Raw genomic sequence first — 14,034 nt, 5'->3', positions numbered from 1 at the left:
ACTGATGGGCAGATCAAGTTGGCATGTCCTGCAGGGGGAGGACCCCGCGTACACGCTGCCGGAGGCCGCCGGCCAGTGTGGCTGGGTGAGCCAGTTACGGCCGCTGATCGTGGAGATGAGCCGGCCGGGTGACGTCGTGCTCGACCCGTTCGCCGGCTGGGGGACCACGCTGGTCGCGTGCGCGGTCGAGTCCCGGAAGGGAATCGGCCTGGAAGTCTCACCCGAGCGCGCGGAGCAGGCACGTCAGCGCCTGAAGGACTATCCGGGTCAGACGATGCTGTGCGCGGACGCCCGTACCCCGCCGTTGCCGGAGGAGTCGGTGGACTTCGTCCTGGCGGACCTGCCGTACTTCGGTACGAACCTGGACACGGACTCCACCGTGGACGGTCAGTTCTACGCGCTGCGGGACTACGAGCAGTACCTGAGCGCGATCGACGAGGCCTTCACCGCCGTGGCGAGGGTCATGCGCCCCGGCGCGCGGGCGGTGCTGGCCGTGCAGAACCGCCGGCTGGCGGGCGCGTTCGTGCCGCTGGCCTGGGACGTCGCCCGGGTGCTCGGCCGGCATCTGACCCTCGGGGACGAGCGGATCCACTGCTACGACCGGCCGGTCAGCGACGACGACCCGATGGTGACCAACCGCTCGCACGAGTACCTGCTGGTGGCCACGAAATAACGGCGTCACGCCGGGCGGTCGCCGGAGGGAAGAGCCTCCGGCGACCGCCCGGCGCGTTCGCGGTTCCTCGCGACCGATCAGGCCGGCCACCAGCTGAGGTAGCGCTCACCGGTGTCCGGGAAGATCGTCACGACCGTCTGTCCCGACAGGTCACGGCGGCGGGCGAGCTCCACGCAGCCGTACGCGGCCGCTCCCGAGGAGACCCCGACCAGCAAGCCGGTGGTGGCGGCGATGGCCCGGGTCATGTCGGCCGCGTCGGCGTCCGACACGGCGACGACGTCGTCGATGATGCTGACGTCGGTGACCGGGCTGATGAAGCCGCCGTTGAGGCCGGGAATCCGGTGCGGTCCAGGGGGGCCGCCGGACAGCAGGGGCGATCCCTCCGGCTCCACCGCGACGATGCGCAGCCCGGGGTTGCGTTCGCGCAGGTAACGGCCGGTCCCGGTGAGGGTGCCGCCGGTCCCGACCCCGCACACCAGCACGTCGACGTCGCCGCCGGTGGCCTCCCAGATCTCCGGGCCGGTGGTCGCGTAGTGGGCCATGATGTTGGCGGTGTTCTCGTGCTGGCAGGCGTACCAGGACCCGGGGGCGGCGGCGTGCAGTTCCTCCGCCCGATCGACGCATCCCTGGAACCCGAGGACGTGGTCGGTGAACTCCACCTGGGCGCCCAGCATGCGCAGGGTCAGCAGGCGTTCCCGCGACGCGTTGTCCGGCATGACCACGATGCACGGGTAACCCCGGCTGACCGCCAGCGCGGCCAGGGCGATGCCGGTGTTGCCCGAGGTCGACTCGATGACGGTCGCGCCGGGTGTCAGCGCGCCGGACGCCTCGGCCTCCTCGATCATGCGCAGGGCCACCCGGTCCTTGATGCTCGACAGCGGGTTCGCCGACTCCAGCTTGGCGAGCAGGGTGGTGGCCGAAGGCAGGCCGTCAAGGGCGAGGCGGAGCAAGGGGGTGTTGCCTATGAGATCGTCAATCTTGGTCGCGACGTCGCTGCCGATCAGGGGTAGCATCCAGACTCCTCTGTGCGGGGGCCGTCTTCCCGATGCCGTAGGGACCGCGGGGAGCCGGTCTTCTGGTTGTGACTGGTTCGAGGGCGCTCAGGCGGTGCGGCGCGGCCCGGCGCGGCTCGGTTCGGCGGGGCCGAAGACCAGGTCCGGCGCCTGACCGCGTTCGAGCCGCGGATCACGGGTGCTCTACCGGTGGGCGAGGTCGCACAACGGTATTTCGCCCGTACCGCCGGCACATCCTCTGGCGTGCTCTCTTTGCCCGCCCGAATCGTTCATGCGGCGGCCGAAAGCGATGCGTGGGTGGCGATGCCACCCCGCCGCGCCGGCCGATGCCCGGGTGACAATGCGGGCGCGGCGCGGCCAGGCGTCACCGCGGGCAGCGCCTTCCCATTCGCCGACAAGTCTTTCCCAAGCCGGATTTCCTACCTTCACCTGTGCAAAGTAATCAGCGTGCGGAGACGGACGCTGCCCGACGCACGAGGAGATCGCATGCCCCGTAACGCAAGAGGGCTCCTCAGTTCCCGGATGGGGAGAACTTCATGAAACCGGTTTACAAGGTCCTGGCCTACCTCGTCGCGGTCGAGGTCGCCGTGCAGGCGATGGCGGTGGTCTTCGCCGACGCCGGACTGAAAAAGTGGGTCGAGCAGGGCGGCGTGCTCGACAAAGCGGTCATCGAGAGCGACGCCTCGGCGTTCCCTGAGATCGTCGGCTTTGTGATCCATGGCATCAACGGGACGATGGTCATCCCGTTGATCGCGGTGCTCCTTCTGATCTCCTCGTTCTTCACGAAGGTCCCGGGAGCGGTGAAGGCGGCCGGCCTGGTACTCCTGCTCGTCGTGGTCCAGGTCTCCCTGGGCGTCGTCGCCCACGACATCCCCGCCCTGGGCGCCCTGCACGGCCTCAACGCGCTGCTGCTGTTCGGCGCGGCCGTCTACGCCGCGAGCCGCGGCCGCGGTACGGGTGTGAGCGCGCGGGTCCGGCCGGAATCGCGTATCGGGACCGTCGGCTGACGGCACGCCGTATGAAGGGGACTCGCCGAGACGGCGGACGCATACGCCTCGCCGTCGCGGGCGTCGCGACCATCGCCATACTCGGTCCGCTGACGTGGCTCTGGCAGGGCAGTCTGATGCCGGAGGCGTACTCCGTGATGGACATGGGGTACGAGGATTACGGGGGCGGCCGCCCGGCCCACGCGGCCGGTTCGGGGGGCGGATCTTCGGGACATGGAGCTCACTCGGGGGCGAGCTCGCCGGGGCACGCCGCGTCAGGGCGCGGCGTCGCCTCCTTCACCGCCGATCCGGCCCGCAAGGCGGACGTCGCGGTCACCCTGATCGCACGCAGGCAGCGGTTCAAGCTGCCCACGGGCCGCTTCGTCGATGGGTACACGCTGAACGGCACGTCGCCCGGCCCGGTCATCCGCGCGACCGTCGGACAGTTGGTGCAGGTCAGGCTGGTCAACGAGTCGGTTCCTGACGGCATGACGCTGCACTGGCACGGCGTCGACGTGCCCAACGCCGTGGACGGGGTCGCCGGCGTGACCCAGGACGCGGTCGGCGTGGGCCAGTCGTTCACCTACCGCTTCGTCGCCGACCAGGCGGGCACGTTCTGGTACCACTCCCACCAGGTGTCCCACGAGCAGGTTCGCCGGGGTCTGCTCGGCGCTCTGGTGGTGGCCCCGGCACCGCGGCCGCCCGCCGGCACCGTCGACGTGGTGGCGCTGCTGCACCTGTACGACGGGGCCCGCACCGTCAACGGGCGGGAGGGCGACGATCGTGCCGAGGCGCGCCCCGGTGATCGGGTACGTGTACGGGTGATCAACACCGAGAACGGCCAGACGCCGGTGTGGGTCGGCGGTGCGCCGTTCCGGCTTGTCGCCCTTGACGGGACCGACCTGAACGGGCCCGCTCCCGTACGCGACACCGCCGTGCTCGTGACCGCGGGAGGCCGTGCCGACATCGAGGTGACCATGCCCGAGGACGGCTCACCGGTGCGGGTCCACATCGGTGGCCCGACCGGCGTCGTGCTCGGTTCGCGATCGTACGACGCGCCAGCCGTCCCCCGGCCCGCGACGACGCTGAACATGCTCTCCTATGGCGCACCGGCGCCGATCGGGCTCGACCCGGACAGACCGGATCGGCGGTTCGTGTACGAGATAGGGCGCCGTCCCGGCTTCCTCGACGGGCGTCCCGGGATCTGGTGGACCATCAACGGCCATATGTTCCCGGACGTGCCGATGTTCGTCGTCGCCGAGGGTGACGTGGTGCGCATGCGCATCTCCAACCACAGCGGCGAGACGCACCCCATGCACCTGCACGGCCACCACGCCGTGGTGCTGAGCCGCGACGGCGTGGCCGCGACGGGAAGCCCGTGGTGGGTGGACTCGCTGGAGGTCGGCAACGGCGAGTCGTACGACATCGCCTTCGTCGCCGACAACCCCGGCATCTGGATGGACCACTGTCACAACCTGCCGCACGCGACCGAAGGGCTCGTCGCCCATCTGATGTACGAGGGAGTCACCACGTCGTTCACCGTGGGCGGGCCGGCGGGCAACGAGCCGGAGTGAGTCCCGATCTGTGCGTCTTGACCGCCGATGCCGCGAAAGGCCGGCAGCACGGGCTGCCGGCCTTTCGCGTCGGTCGAGGGGTCAGGCGCGGGTCCACTTCTGGTTGGACGCGCCGCCGCAGTCCCACAGTTGGAGGAGCGCGCCGTTCGCGGTGTTGCGATCGACGATGTCGACGCAGCGGTTGGCGGTCGTGTTCACCAGGTCGCCGGCCGCGGTGAGCGTGAAGCGCTGGGCGCCGGTGCCGTTGCACGTGTAGAGCTGGATCGGCGTGCCGTTGGCGGTGCCGGCCGCCGCGGCGTCCATGCACTTGCCCATCGCGCGGATGGTGCCGTCAGTGTTGATCGACCACTGCTGGGCGGCGGTGCCGTTGCAGTCGTACATCTGCAGGCGGGCGGCGTCGGCGGGGTTGGCGGAGGGGATGTCGATGCAGCGACCGTTCAGGTTGGACTTCAGCGCGTTGCCGGTCCCGGGCCCGTCGTTGGTCCACGCCGAGACGCGGACGTAGTCGACCAGCATCGTCTGCGGGAACGAGGTGCTGGCGTCCGGGTTGCCCGGCCAGTATCCGCCGACGGCCACGTTGAGGATCATGAAGAACGGGTGGTCGAAGACCCACTGGTTGCCGCGGATGTTGGCCGGCGTGACGCGGAAGTACTCCGAGCCGTCCAGGTACCAGATGATGAGGTTGGGAGACCAGTCGACCCGGTAGCTGTGGAAGCCGTCGCCGAGCGGCGCGCCGATCGTGCGGTTGCCGCCGACGCCGCTGCCGCCGGAGTAGCCGGGGCCGTGCACGGTGCCGTAGACGGTGTTCGGCGTGTTGCCGACGTTCTCCATGATGTCGATCTCGCCGGTGGCCGGCCAGTTGTTGCCGCCGAGCATCCAGAACGCCGGCCAGATGCCCTGACCCTTGGGAATCTTGATGCTGGCCTCGAAGCGGCCGTACGCCTGGCTGAACTTGTCCGCGGTCAGGATGCGGCCGGAGGTGTACTGGCAGGTGCCGTAGTGGCACTGCAGGTTGGACGGGTTCTCCTTGCGGGCGGTGATGGCGAGGTGGCCCTGCCCGTCCTGGTACACGTTGCGGGTCGAGTTGGTGTAGTACTGCAACTCGTTGTTGCCCCAGCCGCTGCCACCTGTGTCGAACTTCCACTTTGAACCGTCGATGGACGTCCCTGCGGCGCCGTTGAACTCGTCGGACCAGGTGACGGGGCCGATGGCGGCTTCGGCCCGGTCATTGCTCGTGACGGAGACCAGGCCACTGGTCAGGGTGACGACCACGGCCGCGGCCATGAGGAGGAGCCGGGGTTTGCGCATGGAGACCTCCGGTCTGTGGTCCTTGCCGGGAACGGGCTTCCGGCCCACGCCGGCACGGCGTGCGGGGGGCCGCACGCCGACGTGTCCCGTCCTGCCCGGAAGTACCTTCACGGCTTAAATTAAGAGGATGTAACACCGGCGTCACCTCCGTTGTCAATAGGAAGGTTTCCTTAATATTTCTGGGTGTCGCCGCCTTGGATCAGGCCCGCCGTCGATGTGGCGACCCCGCGTGCCTGCCGGACGCCTCCGGCCGGGGGCGACGGGTCGAGCGGCTTGTCAGAGGTCGGGCACCGCGTCATGGCCGTCAGGCGGAGCCAGGCCGGCGAAGCGCGTAGCGGCCGGGGGTGCAGCCGTACTGTCTGGTGAAGGCGGCGATGAAGGCGGACGGTGTGGCGTAGCCGACTCGCCGGGCGACCTCGGCCACCGGGCAGGTCTCCAGCAGGGCCCGTGCCGCGCGCAGCCGCAACCCGGTACGCCACTCCGAATACGACATGCCGAATTCGCGGTCGAAGTCGCGTTGCAGGGTCTTGATGCTGATGTGCAGGCGTTCGGCCCATTCGTCCAGGCGGAGCGGGTCGCCGGGATCGTGTGACAGCGCACGGGCGACCTGCATCGCGAAACCGGTTCCGTTGGCGTGGCGGCCCGCGGACTCGCCGGTGGCCGCGCCGAGCCCGGCCATGATGCGGCGGCGGGCGGCGAGCGCCTCGTCCTCGTCCTGATCGTGGCGGGCGATCTCCAAGACGAGCCGCGCGGCCTCCTCGTCGATGAAGACAGCCCCGGCCCGGAGCCCGGTGAGCGCGGACGGCACCTCGCGCAGACAGATCCGGTACACCGTCTGCCGGTCAGCGGCGTACACCTCGTGGCTCACCGCGCGGTGCGCCCAGAAAGCCTCGCGCGAGCCGATGAACCGGGCGTCGGCGCCGTGCCTGGTGGAGAGCAGGCCGTCGGGGGACCAGTAGAGCTGGTGCAGGAAGTCCTCCCGGCTCTGCCCGAATTCGAGCACGGCCGCCGAGCGGTACTTGAGCACCAGGATGCCGTCGGGCCTGCCGAGGCCGTAGCCGTACTCCTCGCACGACACCGGATCCGTCCTGGAAGGGTGCGAAAGCGTCACAGAGTGACCTCCTATCGCTATCGAGTGGCCTCTGTGCGACACCAGAGCCATGTTTGGCAAGGCTAACCTAACTAGACGCTGCCGTACTCGGCAGCCCTTTTGTCTTGATTTATTGCGAAGGATCACGTTCATGTCTTCTCGACGGCCCTGGCGCCTGGCCGGTGCGCTGGTTCTCTCGTTCGGCCTGGTGGCCTGTGGTTCCACAGGTCCGACAGGTTCGACAGCTTCCACCGGGTCTGCCGCGTCCGGTGGAACGGAGGCCGGCGCGGCGGGGACCCGGGTGTTCACCGCCGACAACGGCGACGTCACGATCCCGGCCTCTCCCAAGAGGGTCGTCGCCACCGGGTACGCGGTACCGGTGCTGATCGAGACGGGCGCAGCCCTGGCCGGTGTCTCCAGCTGGCAGCGCGGTCTGCCGCTGATGACCGCGGAGCAGCGCGCCACGTACGACAACCTGCCCAAGATCGCGGGAGAGACGGCGGCCGAGACCAACTACGAGGCCATCGCCGCCGCCAAGCCGGACCTGATCGTCATCGGCGTGCCGAAGCCGGTGCTCGCCGAGATCAACCTGGACCGGCTGAAGTCCATCGCCCCCGTCGTGGCGATCGGCCCGACCACCCCGTCAGGCTGGCGCGAGCAGTCCCGGCGGCAGGCCGACGCCGCGGGCCGCCTCGACCGCTTCGACGCCGCCAAGTCCGCGTACGAGAAGAAGGCGGCGGAGCTCGCGGACAAGTACAGGTCCGCTCTGAACGGCCTGAAGTTCGGCCACGTCGGCGCCTATGGTGAGGTCGCCAAGGGGACGTTCCACCGCGAGTTCGCCGGTTCGTGGGGGACCAACATCGCCCAGGACATCGGCGTGACCTACTACGGCGAGGTCAAGAAGAAGGGCGGGGGCGCGCTCGACGTCACCGAGTACCCCTCGATCGAGGAACTTCCGGAAAGCCTCGGCGAGGCCGACGCCATCTCGTACACGGTGGACCCCGACGGCTCGGTGAGCGAGGCGGTGCAGTACGTGCTGGACTCCAAGCTGTGGAAGAACCTGCCCGCGGTCAAGGCAGGCAACGTCTTCCCGCTGCGATACACGGAGGCGGCGACGTACGGCTCGGCGCTCACGACCCTGGACGCGATCGACCGGGCGCTCGCGCCGCTGCGGGACCGATGAGCATGGACCGGCGGAACCCACGGCAGCGCGTCGCCCGCCATCACGGCACGGGCAGCGGCATCGCTCGCATCGGCTACCCGATCGGGATCCGCGCCGTCTCGGTCCTCGCACGGCAGTACGTGACCCCGCGGATGCTGCGGCTCACCCTCGGGGGCCCGGAACTGGAGGGGTTCCACACCTACCAGGCCGACGACCACATCAAGATCGTACTTCCCGACCCGGACGGCACCCGTCGCGTCCCGGTCGCCAACGAGGAACTGACGCTGGACTGGCCCAGGCCGCTGCCCACGACACGGAAGTACACCGTACGGCGGTTCGACGCCGACGCCGGCGAGCTCGACCTGGACTTCGTCCTGCACGCCGGAGGCGTCGCCTCGACCTGGGCCACGACCGCCGCGGTGGGCGACCAGGTCGCCATCGCCGGTCCCCCCGGGGCCAAGGCGTTCCCGCACAACTACCGGCACTACGTGTTCGCGGCCGACTCCACCAGCCTCCCGGCGGTGGCACGCTGGCTGGCGGAGTCTCCGGCCGAGGTGTCCGCCCAGGTCGTGATCGAGACAGATGACGAGGCCGAGCAGGCCTACCCCCTCGCGCGGCGCGACGGGGTGGAGGTGACCCGGCTGGTCCGCGAAGGCACGCACTCCCGGCTCGCCGCCACGGTACGGACGCTGCCCCTGCCCGAAGCGCGGACCTTCCTGTTCGCCGCCGGTGAGAAGGATGCCGTCAAACCACTGCGCGAGTGGAGTGACGGACGGCTCGACTCGCTGATCACCGGCTACTGGAAGCGCGGAGTTGCCGGGCTTGAGGAGTGACCTGCCGAAGAAGACCGCCTACCTGGTTCTGTGCGTCCTGCTGCTGCTGGTCGCCGCGTGCGCCAGCGTGAGCGTCGGGGCGCGCACCATCGCGCCGGTGGAGATCTGGCGTGCCCTCGCCGGCCACGCCGGCACCGACGATCAGCTGATCATCTGGGATGTCCGTGTCCCGCGTACCGTCCTCGGCATCTGTGTCGGCGCGGCGCTCGGCGCGTCCGGCACGCTGATCCAGACGCTGACCCGCAACCCGCTGGCCGAACCCGGCGTCCTCGGGGTGACCGCCGGCGCGGCCTTCGCCATCACCATGGCCGGAGCACTGCGCCTCGCGGAGACGCAGGCCGCTCAACTGCTGTTCGCGGCCGCCGGAGCGGTGCTCGCGGCCCTGCTGGTGTACACGGTCGGCCGGACCTCCCCGCTGCGGCTGGTCCTCGCCGGGGTCGCGCTCTCGTCGGTGCTGGCGGGCGTCTCGCTCGGCATGCGGCTGATGCTTCCCGACGTCTTCGACCGGTTTCGGTTCTGGTCGGCCGGGGCGCTCGCCGGTCACGAGCGGATGCCCCTGACCGCCCCGCTGCTGCTGATCATCATCGCGCTCGCCGGCGCCATGGCGGTGACCCGGCCGCTGAACGCCCTGGTCCTCGGCGAGCAGATCGCCCAGGTGCTCGGCGGCCGGGTGGCACGGACCAGAGCGGCCGTACTGGTGCTGGTCACCGTACTCGCCGGGGTCGCCACCGCGGTCGCAGGACCGATCGCCTTCGTGGGGCTCATCGTGCCGCACCTGGCCCGCCGACCGGCCGCCGGGTCGATTCCGTGGCTGATGGTGTACACGATCCTGCTCGGCCCGATCCTGCTGCTCGCCTCCGACGTCGCGGCGCGCGTGCTGCTGCCGACCGGTGAGGTTCCTGTGGCGGTCGTCACCGCGTTCCTCGGCGGCCCGGTCCTGATCTGGGCGGTACGGCGTTACGGGGCGGTGACCCTGTGACCACTCTGGTGCTGCGCGCCGGACGATTCTCGGCGAGGATCGAGCGGCGTATCGTCACGGTGTCGCTGACCCTGATCGCCGTCGCGCTACCGCTCGCGCTGGTAGGCCTGTGCCACGGGGGCACCTGGACCTCTCCGCAGGACGTGCTGGCCGCGCTCGCCGGTCACGGCGACTCGGCGTTGGTGGTGCGGGAGTGGCGCGCGCCGAGGGTCGCCTCCGCGCTGGTCTTCGGCGCCGCGCTCGGCCTGGCCGGGGCGGTCTTCCAGAACCTCACCCGTAACCCGCTCGGCAGCCCGGACGTCATCGGCCTCGACGCGGGCGCGTACACCGGCGTGCTGGTCGCGATCACCGTGGTCGGTGGCACGGCGGTGCAGCTCACGCTCGGCTCGGTACTCGGCGGGCTGCTCGCCGCGGCCGTCGTCTACTTCCTGTCGCTCGACTCCGGGCTCAGCGGCCTGCGGCTGGTCGTCATCGGGATCGCGGTGAACGCCATCTTGACCGCGGTCAACTCGTGGATCGTGCTGAGGGCCGAGATGGACGTGGCGATCACGGCGACCGGATGGAGCGCGGGATCGCTGAACGGCGTCGAATGGGTCCAGGTGCGCCCGGCGTTCCTCATCATCGGCGTGCTCGCGCTGCTGCTGGCCACGCTGTCGTACGCGATGCGGCAGGCGGTGCTCGACGACGAACTCGCGGTCACCTCCGGCGTCGACCTGAACCGGCTGCGGGTGCTGCTCGTGCTGGCCGGCGTCGGCTGTACCGCCACGGTGACGGCGGTCGCGGGGCCGATCGTGTTCATCGCGCTCGCCGCGCCGCAGATCGGCGGCAGGCTGGCCGGTACGGCCGGCCTGGCCGGCGTGCCGCTGCTGCCCGCGGCCCTGACCGGCGCGGTGCTTCTGCTGGCCGCCGACCTCATCGCGCAACTGCTGCTCGCCCCTGTCGCGTTGCCGGTCGGCGTCGTGACGACCGCGATCGGCGGTTCCTATCTCATCTGGCTGCTCTTCAGGGAAATGAGGCGACCGTGGCAGCGCGGCTGACCGCCAGGGACATCACCCTCGCCTACGGTGACCGGGTGGTGGCGACGCGGGTGAACCTCGACATCCCGGACGGCGCGTTCACCGCCGTCGTCGGCGCCAACGGGTGCGGCAAGTCGACGCTCCTGCGCGCGTTCGTCCGGCTGCTCAAGCCCACGGCCGGGATGGTGAGCTTCGACGGCCGCGACGTGGCCGGCTACCGGCCGAAGGCGATCGCCCGGGAGGTCGCCTTCCTGCCTCAGGGACTCGTCCCCCCGGAGAACGTCATGGTGAAGCGGCTGGTCGCCCGTGGCCGTTACCCGCACCAGTCGTTGCTGGCCACCTGGTCGCCGGAGGACGAACGCGCCGTGGCCACCGCCATGGCGGCGGCCGGAGTCGCCGACCTCTCCGAGCGGCCTGTCGCCGAACTGTCCGGCGGCCAAAGGCAACGAGTGTGGATCGCGATGGTGCTGGCCCAGGAGACGCCGTACCTGCTGCTCGACGAGCCCACCACCTTTCTCGACATCACGCACCAGTACCAACTGCTCAATCTGCTCGCGAGACTGCGGGACGAGGGACGCACGGTGATCGCGGTCCTGCACGACATCAACCAGGCGTGCCGGTACGCGGACCATCTGGTGGCGATGAAGGACGGCGGAGTGGCCGCGGAGGGCGCGCCCGCCGACATCGTGGACGCGACGCTCGTGCGGGAGGTCTTCGACCTGCCGAGCATCGTCGTCCCCGACCCGGTGACCGGCACCCCCATGGTGGTGCCGACACCATGACCCATGGAGTTCGCCGATCCGGTCACCGGCCACCTCCGTCCCTCGCCGACGTGGACCCGGGCGTACGAAGGTTCTTCGGAACTCCTGTCAGCCGATCTTGGCGCCGTACACGTGGTCGACCGTCATCGCCATGAGCACCCTGCGGTCGGACACCATCACCGACCGGTACTCGTCCCAGTCCGGGTGCTCCCCGGAGGCGTTGCGGTAATAGTCCACCAGTGCCTCGACCTCGGGACCGTGCGGGTCGGTTCCCGGGCCGGTGAGTGTCGCGGTGCCCTCGGCGGTGGCCCATGCCCAGCCGTCGGGGCTGGTCACCTCCAGCGTGGCTCGTGGGTCCCGACGCAGATTCGCCGTCTTGGCCCGCCCCTCGGTCATCGAAACGTAGATGACATCGGCCTCCTGGTCGTAGAAGGGCATGACGGGGGAGAGCTGGGGGCGGCCGTCCGACTTGATCGTCGCGAGGACACCGAGCCGGCTTTCCGCGAGCAGCGTGCGCGGGTTGAACGATGTGGCGGTCATGCCAGGTACAACGTGGCGACCGGAGGCCGGCTATTCCTGGCCGCGCGGGGCCGACCGCCGATCGTGATCGCACCTGACCGTGAACACCCGTGAATCACCTCCGGCCGGCCTCACCAGCGCCTCGCTGCTCGCGGACGCCCTCGGCCACGGCCATCAGCTCGCCGTCGCCGAATCGCGCGGTGTCGATCGTGACGGACACCGCGACGCCCGGCTCCACCAGCCAGAACACCTGCCCGGCAGCCTTGAGGCCAGGCCGGGCGCCGATCTGGACATTCGTCCACGAGGCCGGAGCGCGCTCGTGGTACGCCGACATGAAGTCGCGTAGGCCGTCGAGCGCGGTGAAACGGCCGGCGCGCATGACGATGATCATCAGGTCGACCGCATGCCCGCCGTCGTCTGTCTCCCGTTCCCAGACCCGTGAGGTGAAGCGGACGCCGTCCTCCGGCTCGTACTCGAAATCCGACGTGCTCGTGGCCACGTCGCCGGGTACGTGCCCGATCACGAATCCGTCCAGCACCCCGCGGCCCTCCGTCATCCCCGGTCCGGTCAGCGCCAGCCCCAGTCCGGCCACGATCGCCAGAACCCGCAACCCTGCCATCACCCGGCGATCGTGACACATTCCGTCGTTTCGGCGCCGGCTTAGCGAGCAAACGCATGCTTGACGATCAGGGCGAGATGCGATCTCTTAGGTGAAGCGGCTGGGACTCATGGAGATCTTGACGCTATTGGTGCGGCGTGTTGTGATCTGAATATCCGTTATTTCATGCTTGTTTAGTACGAAATGAGGGAGTTGTGAGGATTCTCCGGCATGCCGCCGCGATAGCCGCGCTTCTGGTAGGGGCCGTCGGCATCCAGGTCGTCCAGGGCGAAGCGGCGCAGGCGGTCCTGCCCACCGCCGCCGTCGCGCTCGGCGACAGCTTCATCAGCGGGGAGGGCGCAGGGGACTACCAGCCCGTCGTCGACGCCTCCGGGACGGCACGGGCCTTCCCCGGCTGGTCGGCGGCCAACAGCAACGCCTACTTCTGTCACCGGTCGGCGAACGCCTCGTTGTTCAAGGCGACACTCCCCGGCATCCAGGACCGCTTCAACCTCGCGTGCTCCGGTGGCCAGCCCGCCGACATCGCCAACGCCTCCAGCGCCCGCGCCGGTGGCCGCTCCGTCGCCTCGCAACTCGACCAGCTTCGTGCCGTCGCCCAGACCCACGACATCGACGTCGTCCTCATCGGCCTCGGCTCCAACAACACCCAGTTCACCTTCGGCGACGTGGCCTCGCTGTGTGCCAACCGCTTCATCGCCGACGCCTGGACGGGCTGGTGGGAGTTCTGGGCCTACCTGGGCGGCCCCGTGCCGCAGGAGCCCTGCACCGTCTCGGACCTGGCCAGCCCCGCCGAGGTCGCCGCCGCCACCACCGAGACCACCGCCGCACTGCGCCAGATCCTCGACACCCTCGACCAGATCGACGCCGACGGTGTCCACCAGGTAGTCCTGCAGACGTATACCAACCCGCTGCCGCTCGACGTCGCCCCGCAGTACTGGGACGAGGACGGCCGCACTGACACCCGCGACAAGTTCCGCGCCCTCGGCGCCGAGCGGTACGCCGCCGGCTGCCCGATCCACCGCGCGAGCCTCGCCCCCGGGCACGTGTTCTCCCAGAACCTCGGCTCCCTGGTCAAGAACGCCTACACCACGCTGGCGTCCGAGCGTCCAACGGCCGACCTGCGCGTGCTGGACGTCCAAAGCGCCTTCGACGGGGCCCGCCTCTGCGAGAATCCCGGCAGCCCGACGGGCACGCTCGCCACGCCGCTCCGGGTGCAGGACGGGCCGTCCGGCACGCCCATCACCAGCCTGTCAGGCTGGGACAAGATCGGCATCCAGCGATTGGCCAACACCTGCGTCACCTACTTCCAGACCTGCCAGGAGTCGTGGCACCCCAACGCCGCGGGCCACGCCGTCCTCGGCCAGTGCCTGACCGGCGCCCTAACCGCCGTGCCCCGCACGATCGTCACCTGCGCCCGTAACACCAACGGCACGCTCACCATCTCCTGATATCTCCTTCTGTCTCCAGTCGATGCGCGACAGCGCCCGCGACCGGGGACGCC

14 protein-coding genes are annotated in these 14,034 nt (G+C 70.0%); 9 read left to right on the top strand and 5 right to left on the bottom strand.

Going from position 1 to position 14,034, the window contains the following annotated elements; translation table 11 throughout:
• The first annotated feature begins 4 nt into the window (after positions 1–4).
• Positions 5–673 carry a DNA methyltransferase gene (locus tag ACGFIV_RS24365; protein ID WP_358558854.1) on the top strand — a complete coding sequence of 223 codons (669 nt, stop codon included), beginning with the start codon at positions 5–7 and terminating at the stop codon, positions 671–673.
• Positions 674–750: 77 nt separating this feature from the next.
• Here the strand turns inward: ACGFIV_RS24365 and ACGFIV_RS24360 are convergent, their stop codons facing one another.
• Entirely contained in the window at positions 751–1,686 is a 936-nt protein-coding gene (locus ACGFIV_RS24360) for a PLP-dependent cysteine synthase family protein (RefSeq protein WP_392837791.1), read from the bottom strand.
• A 536-nt stretch (positions 1,687–2,222) separates the two neighbouring features.
• Here ACGFIV_RS24360 and ACGFIV_RS24355 point away from each other — a divergent pair.
• Together ACGFIV_RS24355 and ACGFIV_RS24350 are read left to right on the top strand one after the other, a co-directional pair.
• Complete coding sequence (locus ACGFIV_RS24355) at positions 2,223–2,693, top strand: hypothetical protein (RefSeq protein ID WP_358552706.1); 471 nt, start codon at positions 2,223–2,225, stop codon at positions 2,691–2,693.
• An 11-nt stretch (positions 2,694–2,704) separates the two neighbouring features.
• Positions 2,705–4,246: a multicopper oxidase family protein gene (locus ACGFIV_RS24350; RefSeq protein ID WP_358552704.1), complete on the top strand. Its 1,542-nt coding sequence runs from the start codon at positions 2,705–2,707 to the stop codon at positions 4,244–4,246.
• Positions 4,247–4,327: 81 nt separating this feature from the next.
• Here ACGFIV_RS24350 and ACGFIV_RS24345 read toward each other — a convergent pair whose 3' ends face one another.
• Together ACGFIV_RS24345 and ACGFIV_RS24340 are read right to left on the bottom strand one after the other, a co-directional pair.
• Positions 4,328–5,554 (bottom strand): family 16 glycosylhydrolase, encoded by a 1,227-nt coding sequence (locus ACGFIV_RS24345; protein ID WP_358552702.1) that lies wholly within the window; start codon positions 5,552–5,554, stop codon positions 4,328–4,330.
• Positions 5,555–5,858: 304 nt separating this feature from the next.
• Positions 5,859–6,665, bottom strand: coding sequence for an AraC family transcriptional regulator (locus ACGFIV_RS24340; RefSeq protein WP_358552700.1), 807 nt, complete (start codon positions 6,663–6,665; stop codon positions 5,859–5,861).
• A 130-nt stretch (positions 6,666–6,795) separates the two neighbouring features.
• Between ACGFIV_RS24340 and ACGFIV_RS24335 the strand changes: the two genes are divergently transcribed.
• The 5 genes from ACGFIV_RS24335 to ACGFIV_RS24315 are packed head-to-tail and all read left to right on the top strand — an operon-like array spanning position 6,796 to position 11,416.
• Positions 6,796–7,827: an ABC transporter substrate-binding protein gene (locus ACGFIV_RS24335; RefSeq protein WP_392837787.1), complete on the top strand. Its 1,032-nt coding sequence runs from the start codon at positions 6,796–6,798 to the stop codon at positions 7,825–7,827.
• Positions 7,828–7,829: 2 nt separating this feature from the next.
• Positions 7,830–8,639 carry a siderophore-interacting protein gene (locus tag ACGFIV_RS24330; protein ID WP_358552696.1) on the top strand — a complete coding sequence of 270 codons (810 nt, stop codon included), beginning with the start codon at positions 7,830–7,832 and terminating at the stop codon, positions 8,637–8,639.
• The gene (locus ACGFIV_RS24325) at positions 8,629–9,618 is read left to right on the top strand and encodes an iron chelate uptake ABC transporter family permease subunit (RefSeq protein WP_358552694.1); all 990 of its coding nucleotides are present in this window, start codon (positions 8,629–8,631) and stop codon (positions 9,616–9,618) included. The genes ACGFIV_RS24330 and ACGFIV_RS24325 overlap by 11 nt, the downstream gene beginning before the upstream one ends.
• Positions 9,615–10,655 (top strand): iron chelate uptake ABC transporter family permease subunit, encoded by a 1,041-nt coding sequence (locus ACGFIV_RS24320; RefSeq protein ID WP_358552692.1) that lies wholly within the window; start codon positions 9,615–9,617, stop codon positions 10,653–10,655. Before ACGFIV_RS24325 ends, ACGFIV_RS24320 begins: the two co-directional genes overlap by 4 nt.
• On the top strand, positions 10,640–11,416 hold the full coding sequence (locus tag ACGFIV_RS24315; protein WP_358552690.1) for an ABC transporter ATP-binding protein: 777 nt from the start codon (positions 10,640–10,642) through the stop codon (positions 11,414–11,416). Before ACGFIV_RS24320 ends, ACGFIV_RS24315 begins: the two co-directional genes overlap by 16 nt.
• An 87-nt stretch (positions 11,417–11,503) precedes the next feature.
• On the opposite strand, the gene ACGFIV_RS24310 is transcribed toward ACGFIV_RS24315, so the two are convergent.
• Both ACGFIV_RS24310 and ACGFIV_RS24305 read right to left on the bottom strand, forming a co-directional pair.
• A complete protein-coding gene (locus tag ACGFIV_RS24310) occupies positions 11,504–11,935 on the bottom strand; it encodes a PPOX class F420-dependent oxidoreductase (protein ID WP_358552688.1) in 432 nt (143 codons plus the stop codon).
• A 94-nt stretch (positions 11,936–12,029) separates the two neighbouring features.
• Positions 12,030–12,536: a hypothetical protein gene (locus ACGFIV_RS24305; RefSeq protein ID WP_392837783.1), complete on the bottom strand. Its 507-nt coding sequence runs from the start codon at positions 12,534–12,536 to the stop codon at positions 12,030–12,032.
• A gap of 191 nt (positions 12,537–12,727) precedes the next feature.
• Here ACGFIV_RS24305 and ACGFIV_RS24300 point away from each other — a divergent pair, with 191 nt between their 5' ends.
• A complete protein-coding gene (locus ACGFIV_RS24300) occupies positions 12,728–13,981 on the top strand; it encodes a hypothetical protein (RefSeq protein WP_358552684.1) in 1,254 nt (417 codons plus the stop codon).
• Positions 13,982–14,034: the final 53 nt, after the last annotated feature.

It is taken from the genome of Sphaerisporangium sp. NPDC049003 (assembly GCF_043197795.1).
Lineage (GTDB): Bacteria > Actinomycetota > Actinomycetes > Streptosporangiales > Streptosporangiaceae > Sphaerisporangium.
This window is presented reverse-complemented; position numbering and strand designations above follow the sequence as displayed.